This is a genomic window from uncultured Barnesiella sp., assembly GCF_946496565.1.
GTDB lineage: Bacteria > Bacteroidota > Bacteroidia > Bacteroidales > Barnesiellaceae > Barnesiella > Barnesiella merdigallinarum.
The window spans coordinates 36409-51272 of the sequence record NZ_CAMMHD010000005.1 but is presented as its reverse complement, the minus strand read 5'-3'; the positions used below and the strand labels follow the sequence as shown (position 1 = coordinate 51272).

At 54.6% G+C, this 14864-nt stretch carries 13 protein-coding genes; 3 read left to right on the top strand and 10 right to left on the bottom strand.

The window, feature by feature from the left end; all coding sequences use genetic code 11:
- Positions 1-30: 30 nt before the first annotated feature.
- From Q1K76_RS03860 to Q1K76_RS03845, 4 genes are all read right to left on the bottom strand, one after another.
- Entirely contained in the window at positions 31-2340 is a 2310-nt protein-coding gene (locus tag Q1K76_RS03860; protein WP_241147868.1) for a TonB-dependent receptor, read from the bottom strand.
- 121 nt (positions 2341-2461) lie between these two features.
- On the bottom strand, positions 2462-3427 hold the full coding sequence (locus tag Q1K76_RS03855) for a FecR family protein (protein ID WP_258327981.1): 966 nt from the start codon (positions 3425-3427) through the stop codon (positions 2462-2464).
- A gap of 1 nt (position 3428) precedes the next feature.
- Positions 3429-3995, bottom strand: a complete 567-nt coding sequence (locus Q1K76_RS03850) for an RNA polymerase sigma-70 factor (RefSeq protein WP_300131196.1) — start codon at positions 3993-3995, stop codon at positions 3429-3431.
- A gap of 27 nt (positions 3996-4022) precedes the next feature.
- Entirely contained in the window at positions 4023-4649 is a 627-nt protein-coding gene (locus Q1K76_RS03845) for a hypothetical protein (RefSeq protein WP_300131194.1), read from the bottom strand.
- A 448-nt stretch (positions 4650-5097) separates the two neighbouring features.
- Here Q1K76_RS03845 and Q1K76_RS03840 point away from each other — a divergent pair, with 448 nt between their 5' ends.
- Together Q1K76_RS03840 and Q1K76_RS03835 are read left to right on the top strand one after the other, a co-directional pair.
- The gene (locus Q1K76_RS03840; protein ID WP_300131191.1) at positions 5098-6054 is read left to right on the top strand and encodes a haloacid dehalogenase-like hydrolase; all 957 of its coding nucleotides are present in this window, start codon (positions 5098-5100) and stop codon (positions 6052-6054) included.
- 35 nt (positions 6055-6089) lie between these two features.
- On the top strand, positions 6090-6860 hold the full coding sequence (locus Q1K76_RS03835; RefSeq protein ID WP_300131188.1) for a glycerophosphodiester phosphodiesterase family protein: 771 nt from the start codon (positions 6090-6092) through the stop codon (positions 6858-6860).
- A gap of 81 nt (positions 6861-6941) precedes the next feature.
- Here the strand turns inward: Q1K76_RS03835 and Q1K76_RS03830 are convergent, their stop codons facing one another.
- Both Q1K76_RS03830 and Q1K76_RS03825 read right to left on the bottom strand, forming a co-directional pair.
- Entirely contained in the window at positions 6942-7580 is a 639-nt protein-coding gene (locus Q1K76_RS03830) for a recombinase family protein (protein ID WP_300131185.1), read from the bottom strand.
- 166 nt (positions 7581-7746) lie between these two features.
- The gene (locus Q1K76_RS03825) at positions 7747-9873 is read right to left on the bottom strand and encodes an Ig-like domain-containing protein (RefSeq protein WP_300131182.1); all 2127 of its coding nucleotides are present in this window, start codon (positions 9871-9873) and stop codon (positions 7747-7749) included.
- 277 nt (positions 9874-10150) lie between these two features.
- On the opposite strand from Q1K76_RS03825, the gene Q1K76_RS03820 reads away from it, so the two are divergent.
- Entirely contained in the window at positions 10151-10627 is a 477-nt protein-coding gene (locus Q1K76_RS03820; RefSeq protein ID WP_300131305.1) for a low molecular weight protein-tyrosine-phosphatase, read from the top strand.
- A gap of 66 nt (positions 10628-10693) precedes the next feature.
- Here Q1K76_RS03820 and Q1K76_RS03815 read toward each other — a convergent pair whose 3' ends face one another.
- The 4 genes from Q1K76_RS03815 to xseB all read right to left on the bottom strand — a co-directional run bounded on the left by Q1K76_RS03815 (position 10694) and on the right by xseB (position 14864).
- Entirely contained in the window at positions 10694-11929 is a 1236-nt protein-coding gene (locus tag Q1K76_RS03815) for a glycosyltransferase N-terminal domain-containing protein (RefSeq protein ID WP_300131180.1), read from the bottom strand.
- Positions 11930-11956: 27 nt separating this feature from the next.
- Positions 11957-13036 (bottom strand): hypothetical protein, encoded by a 1080-nt coding sequence (locus Q1K76_RS03810; RefSeq protein ID WP_087409574.1) that lies wholly within the window; start codon positions 13034-13036, stop codon positions 11957-11959.
- Positions 13036-14553, bottom strand: a complete 1518-nt coding sequence (gltX, locus tag Q1K76_RS03805) for a glutamate--tRNA ligase (RefSeq protein ID WP_300131177.1) — start codon at positions 14551-14553, stop codon at positions 13036-13038. The genes Q1K76_RS03810 and gltX overlap by 1 nt, the downstream gene beginning before the upstream one ends.
- A 107-nt stretch (positions 14554-14660) precedes the next feature.
- Positions 14661-14864: an exodeoxyribonuclease VII small subunit gene (gene xseB / locus Q1K76_RS03800; protein ID WP_087409573.1), complete on the bottom strand. Its 204-nt coding sequence runs from the start codon at positions 14862-14864 to the stop codon at positions 14661-14663.

Below are 14864 nucleotides of genomic sequence, written 5' to 3'. Positions count from 1 at the left end.
AGACCCGGAGCTGAATTTTTTTTTGCCTGTTCAGAACTTGAAGCTGATGCTCCCGTAAGGCATGCAGTTGTAGGGCCAGTGCACGGAGTAGAAGTCGAGCAACTCCTCTTCGGGCGGGTTGCCCACGATGTTGTAGAGTCCTACGCGAAGCAGCAGCAATTTGTCGTCCCCGAAATTTTTCTTGAACGAATAGCCGGCGTCTACCCGGTAGTTGAGCGGAGCCCGCCGGGTGTGGAACTGCTCGATGGGGAAGGGGTCGAAAGTTGTCTCGTCGATTTCGAGTATCTTGCCCGACCTCAACAGTCCGCCCAACGAGAAGGAGGAGCTGCTGTTGAGGTTGTAGGTGACGGCTCCGCTCAATTGGTGGGGGATGTCGTAGAGCGAGGGTATTTTCCCGTTGGCCTTCAGTTCGTCGAACCACTCGCGGCTGCGGGCATAGGTGTAGGAGAGTTGCAGCAACCAGTGCCGCCAGTAGTTGTAGAAATAACATTTGATGCCGTAGCTGTCGCCGTTGCCGGTCATGATGTAGTTGCCCCACTCGGTATCTTCGACAAAGGTCTCGGGGCGCAGGGCCACGATGTTGCGGCGGGTCTTGTAGTAGGCCGACAGCTCAAGGGCGCCGTTGCGCAGGTTGTGTTTCCACCCCGCCTCGTAGTGTTCCGACGAGCGTGGTTTGTACGACTCGATGCTGGGCATCCGGAAGTCGGTGGGCATGTAGAAGGTGTTGAACCGCAGGTAGTGGTAAAACTGCTCCATGCGCGAGAAGTTGAGATAGAACAGGTCGTTGGTCCACGGCGAGTATTTGAGCGAGAAGCGGGGCTGGATGCTGTAATAGTCGCGGTGCTTCTCGGGCAGATAGCCAATGAAATGGACTCCCACCTGGGTGAATAGTTGCGAAGTGATGCGGATGAGGTTGTCGTAGAAAATCGAGAATTGGTCGATGGGCTCGTGGCGCACACGTACCGTGTCGCCCAGGATGGCCAGGTCGTAGACCTCGTGGGCATATTTGGCTCCCCAACGGGTGGTGTAGATGTTGTCGTAGCTGTATGTGAACTCGGTCGATACGTTCATCGACTTGATGCCGCTGTGAATGTAGCTGCGTGTCGCGGTTTCGAAACCCAGTATTCCGGCATGCGCCACATTTTCGTGTGAGGTGTAGAAGAGCGAGGTGGTGTTGCTCAATTTCCCTTTCGAAAAGTTGTAGGCGAGCTGGTAGATTTGGTTGTTCCAGCGCATGGCCGTAATCTTCTCTTTGGGGCCGACGGGCATGCGGTAGATGTCTTGCGCATGGTAAGCCAGAGCCTTGAGCGAGCTCGACGGCGAGATGTCGTACGACAACTTGGCGTTGAAGTCGAGCGTCGAGTGGTTGAGGCGGTCCTCTTCGGAGAAAAACTCGTCGAGCAGGTCGAGCCAACTGCGCCGGGCACTCACCAGGTAGGAGAGTTTGTTTTTGAGTATGGGGCCTTCGAGCATGATCGAGGCGGCCGGCATGTCGAGCGAGAGGGTGCGCATGTGCTCCTGTTTGTTGCCGTCCTTGAGGTTTATTTCGGTAATCGACGAGAGCTTCCCCTCGAGTTTGGTGGGGAAGAACCCTTTGTGAAAGACGATATTCTTCACGGCGTCGCCGTTGAATACGGGCAGCATCAGGTTGAGGTGCCCCGGGTGGTATACGGGCACGCCGTCGAGCAGAAGCTGGTTCTCGTCGTATCCGCCTCCGTCGACCAGAAAGTTGTTGCCGGTGGGTATGCCGGTCACGCCCGGCAGAATCCAGATTTGCGAAAAGAGGTCGTTGCTGTTGAACGAGAGCATGCTCGAAGGAGCCAGTTCGTCGAGCGAGTTGCTCAGTTTGCGCGAATTCACGGTGACCTCTTCGATTTCGAAGAGCTGGGCATTGAGTTGGGGTTGCAAGGTCAGGTCGCGGTCGACGACAATCGTCTGTTCATAAGGCTCGTATCCCATGCAGGTGATGCAGAGTCGGTAACTCCCTTCGGGCAACGGCAGTCTGAATCGGCCGTTTTCGTCGGAGAGGGTGTACTGTTTCCGTTCGTTTTCGTCGTAAAGCGAGACGATGGCTCCGTAGAGCTTTTCGCTGCTTCCCTCTTCGCTGATGGTACCCGAGAGGGTGAAGAACTTCTCTTCGCCTATTTGTATGACCAGTTTGCGGGGTGAGATCTCGATGGTCTTGAAGCGGTAGTCCCGCAGGAGCTCTTTCAGCAGTTTCCCCACGGTGGTGACACCTGCCGTTTTGAAGGTGCACACCCGGTCGAGGTCGATCGACGAGGGGTTGTACGAGAGGGTGATGTCGCACTGCTGCTCGATTTGCTCGAACCATTGTAACACAGAAGCAGAAGAGGCGGAGACTGATATCCGCTCTTCTGCTATCGCAACGGGTCTTTTTGTAATTTCACCTAACGATGAATGAACCCAAAGTAGTGCTATTATAGAGAATAAGAATTGTAACTTACTCATAATAAAGTTTGTAGTGTCGCCCCTTTTCCAGGGTGTCGCATTGGCAGCCGCACACGAAAGCCAGTTCGGCCGCTATGCTCTCACGCTCGCTCACGTTGATTTTGGTGGTGACCGTGTTTCGGTCGAGCCCTTTACCGAGCTCTATTTTTACACCGGTCTGTTTTTCCACCTCCTGGACCACCGTGGCGATGGGACTGTTTTTGAAAACCAGTACCGAGTCGCCCCTCCCGAAGAAGGAGGCGGGGTCTTCGATCAGGCCCAGTGTCATCTGGTCGTCGGCGATTTCGACCTTTTCGTTGGCTTCCAGAATGACGTTGTTGTATGAGGTAGAGACCTTCACCCGTCCGCTCTCGACAAACACGCCCGACTTGTTGTCGTGAGCGGCATCGACGAGAAACGAAGTCCCCAGGACTTCGACCGTCATCTGTCCGGCAGAGATTTTGAAGGGGGCGTTGTCACGATTTTTTACGTGAAAGAACGCTTTCCCGGTGAGCTCTACCTGACGGGCGGTCCCGTCGTCGGCATATCGGAATGCCAGGGTTGCATGGGGATAGAGGGTAACCTCCGACCCATCGGGCAAAAGAACGTTTTCGGTTTGGGTTATATCGGCGTAGCGTACGGTTTGGGTGTCGGTCTCGTGAGAGAGTATCATCCAGGTAGTTATCAGTATGAGGGCAATGGCTGCGGCAGCGGAGTAGAACCAGGCTTTGTGCGAGAAGCGACCGATTTTCAGGGAGTGCTCCTTGAGTTGCGGTTCTACTTTGGCCCAGGCTTTTTCGGTATCGACCTTGAACGAGGTGTCGCTGAAGATAGGCATCTCGATAAGCCGTTGCAATCGTTGGCTCTCTTCGGGATATGCAGCTTTCCATTGATCCAGTTTGGCCTGCTGGGCGGCGGTGAGCCGTTCGTGAGCGAAGTGTTTGGCCAACAGTTCGTCTATGTCGTCGTGATTTCCCATTTTACATGCAGTTTAAGAAGATTGATAAAACGATTGAGATAAGGGCCATGCGCAAGGCGTTGTTTTCGGCTACATAGGTGCGCAGGAGTCGGATAGCCCGGGTCATCTGATTCTCTATGGTTTTCTCCGAAAGGTTCAGTTTCTCGGCAATCTCGCGGTATTTCATACCTTTGAGTTTGGCCAGTAAAAAGACCTCTTTGCATTTAGGAGGTAACGATGCGAGTGCTACTTGCAGGAGATTGTCGGGCGATTTCGCTTCGTCGGCTTCATCATAGATTTCATCAGGCGTGTCGATGGCGGCAGTGGGATAGTCGTCGATCGAAACGAAGGCGCCCTGTTTCTTGCGCAGGAAAGAGATGCAGTTGTTTCGAATAGCAGTGGTCATGTAGGCGGCAAACTCTTTCTCGGGCAAGGTATCTTTCCCTTTGTCCCAGACATTGATAAAGAGTTCTTGTACAATGTCTTCCGAGTCGTCTCGGTCCAGCACATATCCATAGGCTATATGGCATAGCCGAGGATAGTGTTTCTGGAACAGGGACTTGAAGGTTTCTTTTCTGGTCTCTCGCATGGGTAGCACTCGCAGGTTATGGGGTGATTAGAATCTCAAGCTTACGCCGGCGGTCACAAAGCCTTTGTATCCGAGGCCGGCTTCGAGGAATCCACCGATGCGTTGGTTGCCAACTCGCAGGGCGATGGGGTTTACCTGGTAGGCAAAGGTGGTAGAGAGGTCGCTCTTCTTGGCGTTGCTGGCGGCCGTCTGGTTCAGGCTCTTTTCGGTGTGGTTCACCAGATTTACACCGGCGGCAGCACCACCGTAGAGTTCAACGACACCGCGTTTGAAGTATACAAATTCGACCGTGGGCAACAGCATGAAGTTCAGGTCTTTCTCTTTCAGTGAGGGAGCCGTTTCGCCAATCAGGGTCAGCTTGCCGGTCGATTGAACGAATCCCAGGTCGGCACCTACTCTGAATTGGGCAATCGAGTATCTGTAACCCAGGCTGTATACCAGGCTCGATTTTTCGTCGCTGCGCTTGCTGCCTGTTACGGCGTCGCTCAAGCCCATGCCAAAGACGTTTGCAAGTCCGAGTGTGAGTCCGTCGCTGGCCGAGAGGCGTATTTCGTGGCGGGGCATAGACTGGGTGTTATGGGTGGTTTCTTGCCCTTTTGCTACGTTGCTGCTTACGGCTGCGCACAAAAGTAATGCAATAAATTTGATTTTCATAATTTGTTAATTTTTTTCGTTGTGTAAATAGTGAGCCGTTTTTTCTCTCCGCGTTGTGCGTGGTGGGAAGCCGGCTGCTTTTGCTTTCCCGTGTGGGTCGCTTAGCTATGTGATTTTGACCTTATAACGCCGGAGTTTGAAAATCCCCCTACCTGTGCTGAAAAAATTTTTCATAATTTTTCGTATCTATCTTATTATCAGCAAAATAAAATTTTCGGAATTATCGTTCCGGTTTTATCGCCTTTCGTAATATTCGAGGCGATTGTCCGGGGCATTGGGTTGCTTTGTCTGTTGACAGGGAGATTACAGAGATATTAAATTTTCGTTTCCTTTCGATTTCTGATTTTTTAATTTGCTTTTTGTTTCGAAATTTTCCCCTTTGAAAACCGTGGAGAAGAATAAAATTTGTATATTTGTCGATGTTGTAAACCATACCGATGATAATTATATGAAGAGGATAGATTTTCCCCGATTGAGTCGGCTGCGTGAAACCTGGGTAATACTCGCCGTGAGTGTAGTCTCAGTGTTGTCGGCTCAAACCTATCGGCCCATTTCGACCTGGCCCGCCGAGACGAATGAACGCATAGAGGAGTTTCTGCAAACGACTCTCTCGATTACCGACCGCAAGGTTGCCGTCTTCGATTGCGATGGTACCGTATTCGGGCAAGCCCCCTACTATCTGGCCGACGAGGCTCTCTATGCCTATGCCCAGACGCATTACCGGGAGCGCACCGACCGGTTGGCCCGGCAGAAGATGGCGATTATCGACCGCATGGTGAAGGATGGCAACAACGTGGGCAAACCCTATGTCGAGGATCGGGTCCATTTCTTCGCCGGCATGACTACCGAGGAGATTGCGACAATCGGTTACGACTGCTACATGCGCTCTTATAAGGGGAAAATGTATCCCGAGATGAAGGCCTTGATTGCCAATCTGAAGGAGTTTGGCTTTGAAGTATGGATTCTTACCGCCTCGCCCGAGTTCCTCTATCAGCGCTTTGTGGCCGACGAGTTGGGTATCCCCGTGACGCATGTACTGGGCGTGAAGGGGGTGGTGAAGAACGGTGTGATGAGCGACGAGATTATCATGCCCATACCTCAGGACGACGGTAAGGCACAGGTGATACCTACCTACATCAAGGCGGTGCCCCTCATTGTGGGGGGGAACAGTCGGGGCGATATGGACATGCTCAACGAATCGCGGGGATTGAAGATTGTCGTCAACCCCGACGATGTAACCGTGCGGGGCGAAGCCGACGGTCCCATGAACGGCCACACCGTGAAGTCGTATTGGGAGAAGGAGGGGGCCCTTATCGTCCGTTGCAACGATGTGCGCGATACGCAGGTCGATTTCAAGACGGCTCTCTTCGAGATAAGGACCAATGCCGAGAATATGAAACCTTGAACAAGTTATAAACCCAATAAAAACGTGAGATAACTATGAAATCGAAACTCTTTATGGCGGCTGCCCTGTTGCTGGCAATATCGCAGAGTGTCTGTGCCCAATACACCACCCATGCCGTAGCGCATCGGGGGTACTGGAAATGCGAAGGCTCGGCCGAAAATTCGCTCACCTCGTTGCAAAAATCTCATGAGGCCGGTTGCTGGGGGTCGGAGCTGGATATTTGGCTCACGGCCGACGGCAGGCTGGTGGTCAATCACGATGCCCATACACTCGACGGGCTGGAGATCGAGAAGAGCAATTTCGACCGGCTCACCCGTTCGAAACTGAAAAACGGCGAGACTCTCCCGTCGCTCGAGGCTTACCTCGATGCCGGCAAGAAACTGGCTCCCATGATTCTGGTGCTGGAGCTGAAAACCCAGTCGACTCCCGAGCGCAATATCGAACTGGCCCGGAAGGTGGTCGATATGGTGAAGGCCAAGAAGATGGAGGCGCAGGTGGAGTATATTGCCTTCAGCAACCTGGTGGGGACCGAACTGATAAAGCTGGCGCCCGAGGCCAAGGTGGCCTATCTCAACGGCGACAAGACCCCGGCCGAACTCAAGGAGTTGGGCTATACCGGCCTCGACTATGCCTATAAGGTTTTGAAAGCCAATCCGCAATGGATCGACGAGGCACACCTCCTGGGCCTCACCGTGAATGTGTGGACGGTCAACAAGGCCGAAGACCTGCAATACTTCATCGACCACAAGGCCGACTATATCACCACCAACGAGCCGGTGCTGCTGTTGGAGATGCTGAAGAAATAAGATACGACTGAACTTTAAATAGACGATTAGACCATTTCTCACGAGGGGGCTGTATCCGGGTATACGGGTACAGCCCCCGGTTTATTCGGGGGCTGGTAGCCGTTTGTAGCGGAAGGCGCACTCTACCCGGGGCGACAGCTTGCGCAACTTGAGAAAGGTGTCGGTCGATACACCGTATCCCCGGCATATCGAGCGAATCGACTCGCCTCGGGCCAGCCGCTCGATAATATCGGGCTCGTGGTCGATGAGGAGACGCAATTTGGTGATGCTCCCCTTGCGGCGGCCCAAGATTACCCCTTCGGCCTTGCGCAGGGCCAGCGCCTCTTTGGTTCGCATAGAGATGAGGTTACGTTCGATTTCGGCCACAAGGCCGAAGGCAAAGCAGAGCACCTTGCTGTTGATGGTGTTGTCGAAGGCATAGCCGTCTTTGGTCGAGTAGATGGTGATTTGCTTCTCGAGGCATCGGCCCATGATGGCCATGATTTCGGTGAGGGTACGGCTCAATCGCGAGATTTCGGTTACGATAAGGGTGTCGCCCGGTTTCAACTGTCTGATTACCCTTCCGAGTTTTCGCTCTCGTTGGTCTTTCTTTCCACTTACAATCTCGGTTACCCACCGGTCGATGTTCATGTCGCGAGAGCGGGCAAAACGTCTGATTTCGTCGGCCTGGTTGTCGAGGTGCTGTCTGCTGGTGCTGATTCTTAAATATGCAATTACCATACTGTATTGTTTTTTGTCGGAGGATAAAGGTATGGTATTTCCGCGAGGGTGAGAAAATGAGACTGCCCCGAAGATGGCGGGCTCGATGAGGTCGGCGGGTGGGTATAAAAAAAGGAGACAGGCGCGAGCCCGTCTCCTGTGTATGATGATCGATTGCTGTATTCGATTAGAATACCACTACTTTCTGGTGACCGATTACGTAGATGCCGGCAGGCAATTCTACGACGTTGGTGCCTTCAACGAGGTCGAGTTGACGAACTTGTGCACCGGTGAGGGCATAGATGGCAACGTGGGCAGCCTCGGCCGTTTCGATGGTTACCTGGCCTTTACCGTTGATGATCTTCATGCCGTTGGCTTCTACCGTTTCGATACCCGAAGCTACACCCTCTTTGATGCTGAGGTCGGTGATGGTCCAGCGGGCAGCACCTTCGGCCTCGGAGCAGGTGTATTTGAAAGCGAAGCGGATAGGAGCGGTGAGATTCTTCAACTCGATGTCGCCCGAGGGGGTAGTCTCTTGCGACGAAGCCCAAGTGGCCATGTCGGTGATTTCGGTCCAGGTAGCCTCGGCGGGTTGCGTCATGGTGCTGGGGTCGAAATTGCTCGAATAGAAGAGTTGAGCGTCAGGACCATTGAAAGCCACTTCGCTACCGAAGGAGAGCACGATGCTGGAGGCACTTACGGCCGGAGAAACGAGGAAAGTCTCGCCGTCGCCCTTGTTGTAGCCGTTGGCTTGTGCACCGTAAGAGGTCGAACCCCATTCGGTCGTACCGTAGGTAACATAGGTGAGCCATTCGCCCAGACCCGATTTGAAGTCTGTCGAGTAGGGCAGCGTAACCGACGCAGCCCGTACCGTCAAGGTGTATTGAGCGGCACCCTCTTCGTAGGAGTCATCGCCCTCGGTGGTAGCTTTGATAATCGTGGTACCCGGGCCTGCTACCGTTACGATACCTTCGGCACTGATGGTAGCCACCTCCTGGTTGCTGCTGCTGTAGGTAATGGGACGCTCGGGAGTAGCCGTGGCGGCACTGTTGTAGGTAAAGCTCTCGGTGAAGAATACCTCTTTGTCGCCGTTAACTTCGTTGAAGGCTACCGTTACGGCTTGTTTGCCGCTGTCGAGTTTGTAGAGGGTGAGGTTCTTCTGGCTGCCGGTGTAGCAGGCAAAACGGGGTGAATTGGTATTGTATTGGAGCTGACGGTCTGTTACGGAACCGTTTGTGCATGTGAAGAGGCCATCGGCAAACGTGAATGTCCAATCACAATTCTTTTCGGTGTATGCTTCGTAGATGTATGCGTTGTTGCCGCTACCTCTGTAACCTACGAAAATATTGTCGCCATTGCTGATTGACATACTGCCGTTGGCTTGTGTGGTGATGTCCCAGATAATCGATTGGTCGTCGGTTACGATTTTACCGTCGGTAAGGTCAACGTCGGTATACATGAAGTAGCTCTTCTCGTTGGTGGTGTTCATGGCTTTTACCGAGGTAGCATCGTCACTATCCTGGTATACGATGATGTACTTGCCATCGGTTACGGCACCGCTGGTCACTTTGGCAAAGGTCTTGATCATAGCCGGGTCAACAACAGTCAAGGTATATTCTACGAAAGAGGCTTCGTAGGTAGCCGTTTCGGCTACTTCGGCCTTGATGGTAGTCGTACCGCCGGCCACCAGTGTAACGAGACCGTTTTGAGCAATCGTGGCCACTTCCTGGTTGCTGCTGCTATATACGATGGCAGCGTCGGAAGCCGAGGTGGCTGCACTGCTGTAACTGCCCTCGGAGAGCTGTTTGGTTACATCGCCCGTGATGCCAGTAAAGGCCAGGTTGGGATTCGATTTACCCGATTCTTCGAGCTTGTAGAGAGTCAGGTCTTGTTGTCCCGATTTGTAAGTCGTGAAGCGAGGACTTGAGGGGTTGTACTTCAAATACAATACAGTTGATGAACCTACGCTTTTTGCTATAAATTCGCCATCCGATTCTGTGAAGGTCCAGTAAAACTTATTGTCTCCGTCGGCCCATGCTTTGGCAGGAACATTTTTTTCGCCCGAGCAGTAAACAAAAATATCACCGTTACTTATGGTGCTGCCGGTCTCGGTCGTTTTTATTTCCCAAACAATCGAGGCGTCGGGGTTGAGAATAGAACCGTCAACAGGACTTATATCGGTTGGATTGAAATATTTACCTGCATTCGTATTGTTCATTGCACAAGTTGTACCATAGGCAATCACATACTTGCCATCGGTCAGTTCGTCGAGCGTGGAGATTTTGGTATAGGTGTCGGCCCAACCTGCATTCATTCCACATAACAGCGTTACTAATAAGATAGCTGTGCGTAAAAAGTAATTTTTCTTCATAGATATAATTTTTAGAGTTCTCGTATGCTATATCTTTCGTTTTGAGTGCCTTGGTTAAGGAATAACAAAAATATAAAATAGCTCTTGAAAGTAAAAGCGTTTCGGGAAGAAACTTTCTTTTTTTAATGAAAATGTCATACCTTCCCCTCGGTTCGCCCACTTTTTATTTATTTTGCAGCATCTATTGACTCAAATAACTGACACAATGAAAAAGGAAGAGATAAAGAAACCGGTCAAGATTTTGTTTGTATGTCTGGGGAATATCTGCCGGTCGCCGGCTGCCGAGGGGGTGTTTCTGCACCTGGCGCGCGAGCGTGGGGTGACCGATTGTTTCGAGGTCGATTCGGCCGGGACTTACGGTGGTCATGCGGGCGATTTGCCCGACCCTCGCATGCGGGCTCATGCGGCCCGGCGGGGGTATCTGCTGGAACATCGCAGCCGCCCGGTGCGGCCCGACGACTTCGACCGTTTCGACCTCATTCTGGGTATGGACGATCGCAACATCGACACGTTGCGGTCGATGGCCGATACACCCGAGCAGACGGCCAAGGTGCAGCGCATGACCGACTATTGCCGACACTATCCGGTAGACTGTATCCCCGACCCCTATTATGGCGGGGCCGATGGTTTTGAAAATGTGCTGAATGTGCTCGAAGATGCCTGCGAGGGGCTTATCGACTCGCTCACCGAGGCGTAGCAATGCGGGCATGGTCCGCTCTCCCTCGCCTGTCGGCAGGCGGGGCGATGGCTTTTGCTGGTAGTGTCAGGCTTCGATACCGAAAAGATCTTTCAGGATGAGCCGGGTAGCGCCCGTGTGCGAGGCGATATAGTGGCCGGCGTTGTGGCTGGCAGTGGCCAGGGCTTCGGGGTTGTCGAGCAGACGGTCGGCCGTGGTGTCGAACTCCTCGCTCGAGGCGATGGCGAATCCGCCGCCGCAGGCTATCAGTTCGTGAGCCTCCTTGAACCGCTGGTGATTGGGCCCGAAGATGACGGGCAGGTCGTAGACGGCCGCCTCGGCAATGTTGTGGATGCCGGCACCGAACCCGCCGCCCACGTAGGCCAGCGTGCCGTAGCGGTAGATCGACGAGAGCAGCCCGAAGCAGTCGACAATGAGGCAGTCGCACGCGGTCACCTCGGCCTCGGTTGCCCGCGTGTAGCGCAGGGCGGGGCGTTTCAGCAGGCTCTCGATAAAGAGCAGGTGCGACTCGTGAATCTCGTGCGGAGCCAGTATGAGCTTGATGTCGTCGCGACGGTTGAAGTAGTCGATGAGGAACTCCTCGTCCTTGGGCCACGAACTGCCGGCGATGAGTACCTTTTTGCCCTGGGCGAAGCGCTCGATGAGGGGCAGCTCCTTGGCCGAGCGCCGTATGTCGCTCACGCGGTCGAAGCGGGTATCGCCCACCACCGATACGTTGGTGATGCCGATGCCGGCCAGCAGTTGGCGCGACTGTTCGTTCTGGATATAGAGGTGGGTAAAATTGCGCAGGATGCGGCGGAAGTAGCCGCCGTAGAAGCGGAAGAATACCTGTTTGGGCCGGAATATGGCCGAGATGATGTAGGTGGGGATGTTCCGCCGTTTCAGTTCGTTGAGGTAGTTGGCCCAAAATTCGTATTTGATGAATATGGCTTCGGTGGGGCGGGTGAGGTCGAGAAAACGCTTCACGTTGCCCGGCAGGTCGAAGGGGAGGTAGCACACCAGGTCGGCCCCCTCGTAGTTCTTGCGCACCTCGTATCCCGAGGGGGAGAAGAAGGTGAGCAGGATGCGGGTCTCGGGGCGCGCCTTGCGGATGGCCTCGATGAGCGGGCGGCCTTGCTCAAACTCGCCCAGCGACGAGGCGTGTATCCACAGGTATCCGCCCTGCGGGTCGGCCTTGCGGGAGAGGTAGTCGAAGATACCCTTCTGCCCCTGCGTCAGTTTGCGGGCCTTGGCGTTGCGCATGCCGGCCAGAGCGACCAGTTGTTTGTAGCAATATATTCCAAAATTATAGATACATTTCATAGCCAACCAAAAATTCTCTTGTCGGGTTTACAAGATGTTTTTCAGATATTCTCGTTTCTTTGTCTGCCCCCGGTCTTTCCAGGCCTGGTCGTCGAGATAGAACCGCACGATGAGCTGTTGTTGCAGGTCGCAGTGCCCCGGTGTGTAGTGCACGTTGATCGAGGCCATGCAGTTGAGGTAGCTCTTGCGGAAGATATAGGCATATACGTCGGTGCGGTTGTAGGTCGGTGACTGGTAGAAGGGGTCGCCCTGGTTGAGCTGTGCGCCCAACTGGGGATAGAACGGCATTTGCGCGCCCCCCTTGTAGAAGGTGTTGCGCAGCCCCAGGAACCGCCACTCGGCCAACAGGTCGATGAGGATGCCTTGCGGGTGGTGCCAGGTGCCCACGTTGCGCAGCCGCTCGAGGCTGACGTGGTAGCCCACCTTGAGGGTGAGCGTGTCGAGCGGGGTGCAGGGGGTGAGGTCCAGACCCACGTAGGGGCTGGCGATGAGGTCGTCGGTCACGGTGTAGCGGTCGTCCGAGTTTCGGGGGCGTGCCAGGTGGTTCATCACCAGATGCCCGCCTGCGAAGAGGTAGGGCAGGGGTTGCCACCGTCCGTTGAAGACCACCATGAAGGCCTCGCGTTTCACCTCGGTCTGTACCTGCCGCCAGTCGGCATAGAGCTCGGCAAAGCCCTTGGGGTGCACATACTGGAACAGGGCACCCGCGATGTTGGGGCGGAAGTAGGTGAGTGAATCGTATTGCAGGATGGCCGGTACGTTCTCGAGCAGTTGGGTGCGGGGAAACATACCCATCGACATGCGGAACCTCGACGACTGGTACCGGTAGTAGGCCGTGGGGTGTATGCGGGCATGGTCGGTAGAGCCGTCGATGGGCTGTACCCACGAGGCGCCGGCCATGATGGAGCTGTTGCCCATACGCAAGCCTATCTCGGGCGAGAGCCGCGTGCCGAAGAAGGTTTGCGACTCGACCTTGGAGTAGCTGTACTCCCGGTTGTCGAAGAAGGCGGTCATGTCGACACTCCACGCCACCTCCTGCGCCCGGGCGGGGAGCAGGGCGGCCACGAGGGCGACGAGCAGTAGCGTATGTGTGCAGCGACGATTCATCAACCCAGGTATTCGATGGCTCTCTCGATGCGTTTGATAGTCTCTTCTTTGCCCATGATTTCGGTGATGTCGAACATGTGGGGGCCTTTGCATTCACCTACTACGGCCAACCGGAAGGCGTTCATCACGTTGCCCAGGTGGTAGCCGTTGCGCTCGATCCAGTCGAGGACCACTTTCTCGGCATGAGCCGACGAGAGGTCGTCGAGGTTGCGCAGTATCTCGATGAGCTCGCGCATGATGGCGGGAGTATCCTCTTTCCAGCGTTTCTTCACCGATTTCTCTTCGTAGCTGGTGGGAGCGACAAAGAAGAAGGCGGCCTGGTCCCACAGCTCCTTGACGAAACTTACACGGCCCTTGACCAGTCCGATGATGCGGGCCACGGTAGCGGGGTCGGTTTCGATGCCTTTCTCTTTGAGGATGGGCATGAAGAGGGTCGTGAGCTCTTCGTTGCTCTTCTCCTGGATGTATTTGTGGTTGAACCATTTGCCTTTTTCGTAGTCGAATTTGGCGCCGCTCTTGCTGCACTTCTCGAGCGAGAAGAGTTGGATGAGCTCGTCCATCGACAGGATTTCCTGGTCGTTGCCGGGGTTCCAGCCCAGCAGGGCGAGGAAGTTTACGACAGCCTCGGGCAGGTATCCGGCCTCGCGGTAGCCCGACGAAACCTCGCCCGTCTTGGGATCGTGCCACTCGAGCGGGAATACGGGGAATCCCAGGCGGTCGCCGTCGCGTTTGCTCAGTTTGCCCTTACCGTCGGGTTTCAGCAACAGCGGCAGGTGGGCAAAGCGGGGCATGGTATCTTCCCAGCCGAAGGCGCGGTAGAGCAGTACATGCAGCGGGGCCGAGGGCAACCACTCTTCGCCGCGGATGACGTGCGAGACGAGCATCAGGTGGTCGTCGACGATGTTGGCCAGGTGGTAGGTGGGCAGGTTGTCGGCCGACTTGTAGAGCACCTTGTCGTCGAGAATCGACGAGTTGATGGTCACCTTGCCGCGGATGAGGTCATCGACTACCACGTCTTCGCCCGGTTCAATCTTGAACCGCACCACGTACTGGGTGCCGTCGGCAATGAGCCGGTCGACCTCCTCTTTGCTCATCGTGAGCGAGTTGCGCATCTGCATGCGGGTCGAGGCGTCGTATTGGAAGTTGGGTATTTCGTGACGTTTGGCATCGAGCTCGGCCGGAGTGTCGAAAGCGATGTAGGCTTTGCCGGCTTCGAGCAGCTGGTCTACGTATTGGCGATAGATCTCTTTGCGTTCCGATTGGCGATAAGGGCCGTAGTTGCCGCCGTAGCTCACCCCTTCGTCGAAGTGGATGCCCAGCCATTCGAGGGCTTCGATGATGTAGGCCTCGGCTCCCGGTACGAACCGTTGGGAGTCGGTATCTTCGATGCGAAAAATCATGTCGCCGTGGTGTTGCTTGGCAAACAGATAGTTATAGAGAGCGGTACGGACTCCGCCAATGTGCAGGGGGCCCGTGGGACTTGGTGCGAAACGCACCCGTACTTTTCTTTCGGTCATATTCATATCGTTGAAAAACGCGACAAAATTAAACATTTTTTTTGATTTAGCCTATATCCCCGCATATATTCTATGTGGGGCGCTGGGCCGGGCGGCCGACGGGTCGGCTACTCGTTCAGCTCGTTCAGGATTTTCTGCAGGGCCTCGTCGGTCTCGAAGAGTTTCGACTTGCAGAACTTGAGCAGTTCGAGCGACCGGGCGGTGCACTTTTGCAGCTCGTCGATTTCGTATTCGTTGTTTTGCAGTTTGGTGACGATTTTCTCCAGCTCGGCTATCGCCTGGGCATAGGAGAGTTCGGTATTCTGGGCCAT

What these genes read in the sequence shown, in the direction of transcription:
- Q1K76_RS03855 (WP_258327981.1), bottom strand. Translation starts at nt 3,427, where the DNA reads ATGGGAAATCACGACGACATAGACGAACTGTTGGCCAAACACTTCGCT.
- Q1K76_RS03850 (WP_300131196.1), bottom strand. Translation starts at nt 3,995, where the DNA reads ATGCGAGAGACCAGAAAAGAAACCTTCAAGTCCCTGTTCCAGAAACAC.
- Q1K76_RS03845 (WP_300131194.1), bottom strand. Translation starts at nt 4,649, where the DNA reads ATGAAAATCAAATTTATTGCATTACTTTTGTGCGCAGCCGTAAGCAGC.
- Q1K76_RS03840 (WP_300131191.1), top strand. Translation starts at nt 5,098, where the DNA reads ATGAAGAGGATAGATTTTCCCCGATTGAGTCGGCTGCGTGAAACCTGG.
- Q1K76_RS03835 (WP_300131188.1), top strand. Translation starts at nt 6,090, where the DNA reads ATGAAATCGAAACTCTTTATGGCGGCTGCCCTGTTGCTGGCAATATCG.
- Q1K76_RS03830 (WP_300131185.1), bottom strand. Translation starts at nt 7,580, where the DNA reads ATGGTAATTGCATATTTAAGAATCAGCACCAGCAGACAGCACCTCGAC.
- Q1K76_RS03825 (WP_300131182.1), bottom strand. Translation starts at nt 9,873, where the DNA reads ATGAATGCAGGTTGGGCCGACACCTATACCAAAATCTCCACGCTCGAC.
- Q1K76_RS03815 (WP_300131180.1), bottom strand. Translation starts at nt 11,929, where the DNA reads ATGAAATGTATCTATAATTTTGGAATATATTGCTACAAACAACTGGTC.
- Q1K76_RS03810 (WP_087409574.1), bottom strand. Translation starts at nt 13,036, where the DNA reads ATGAATCGTCGCTGCACACATACGCTACTGCTCGTCGCCCTCGTGGCC.
- gltX (WP_300131177.1), bottom strand. Translation starts at nt 14,553, where the DNA reads ATGACCGAAAGAAAAGTACGGGTGCGTTTCGCACCAAGTCCCACGGGC.
- xseB (WP_087409573.1), bottom strand. Translation starts at nt 14,864, where the DNA reads ATGGCCCAGAATACCGAACTCTCCTATGCCCAGGCGATAGCCGAGCTG.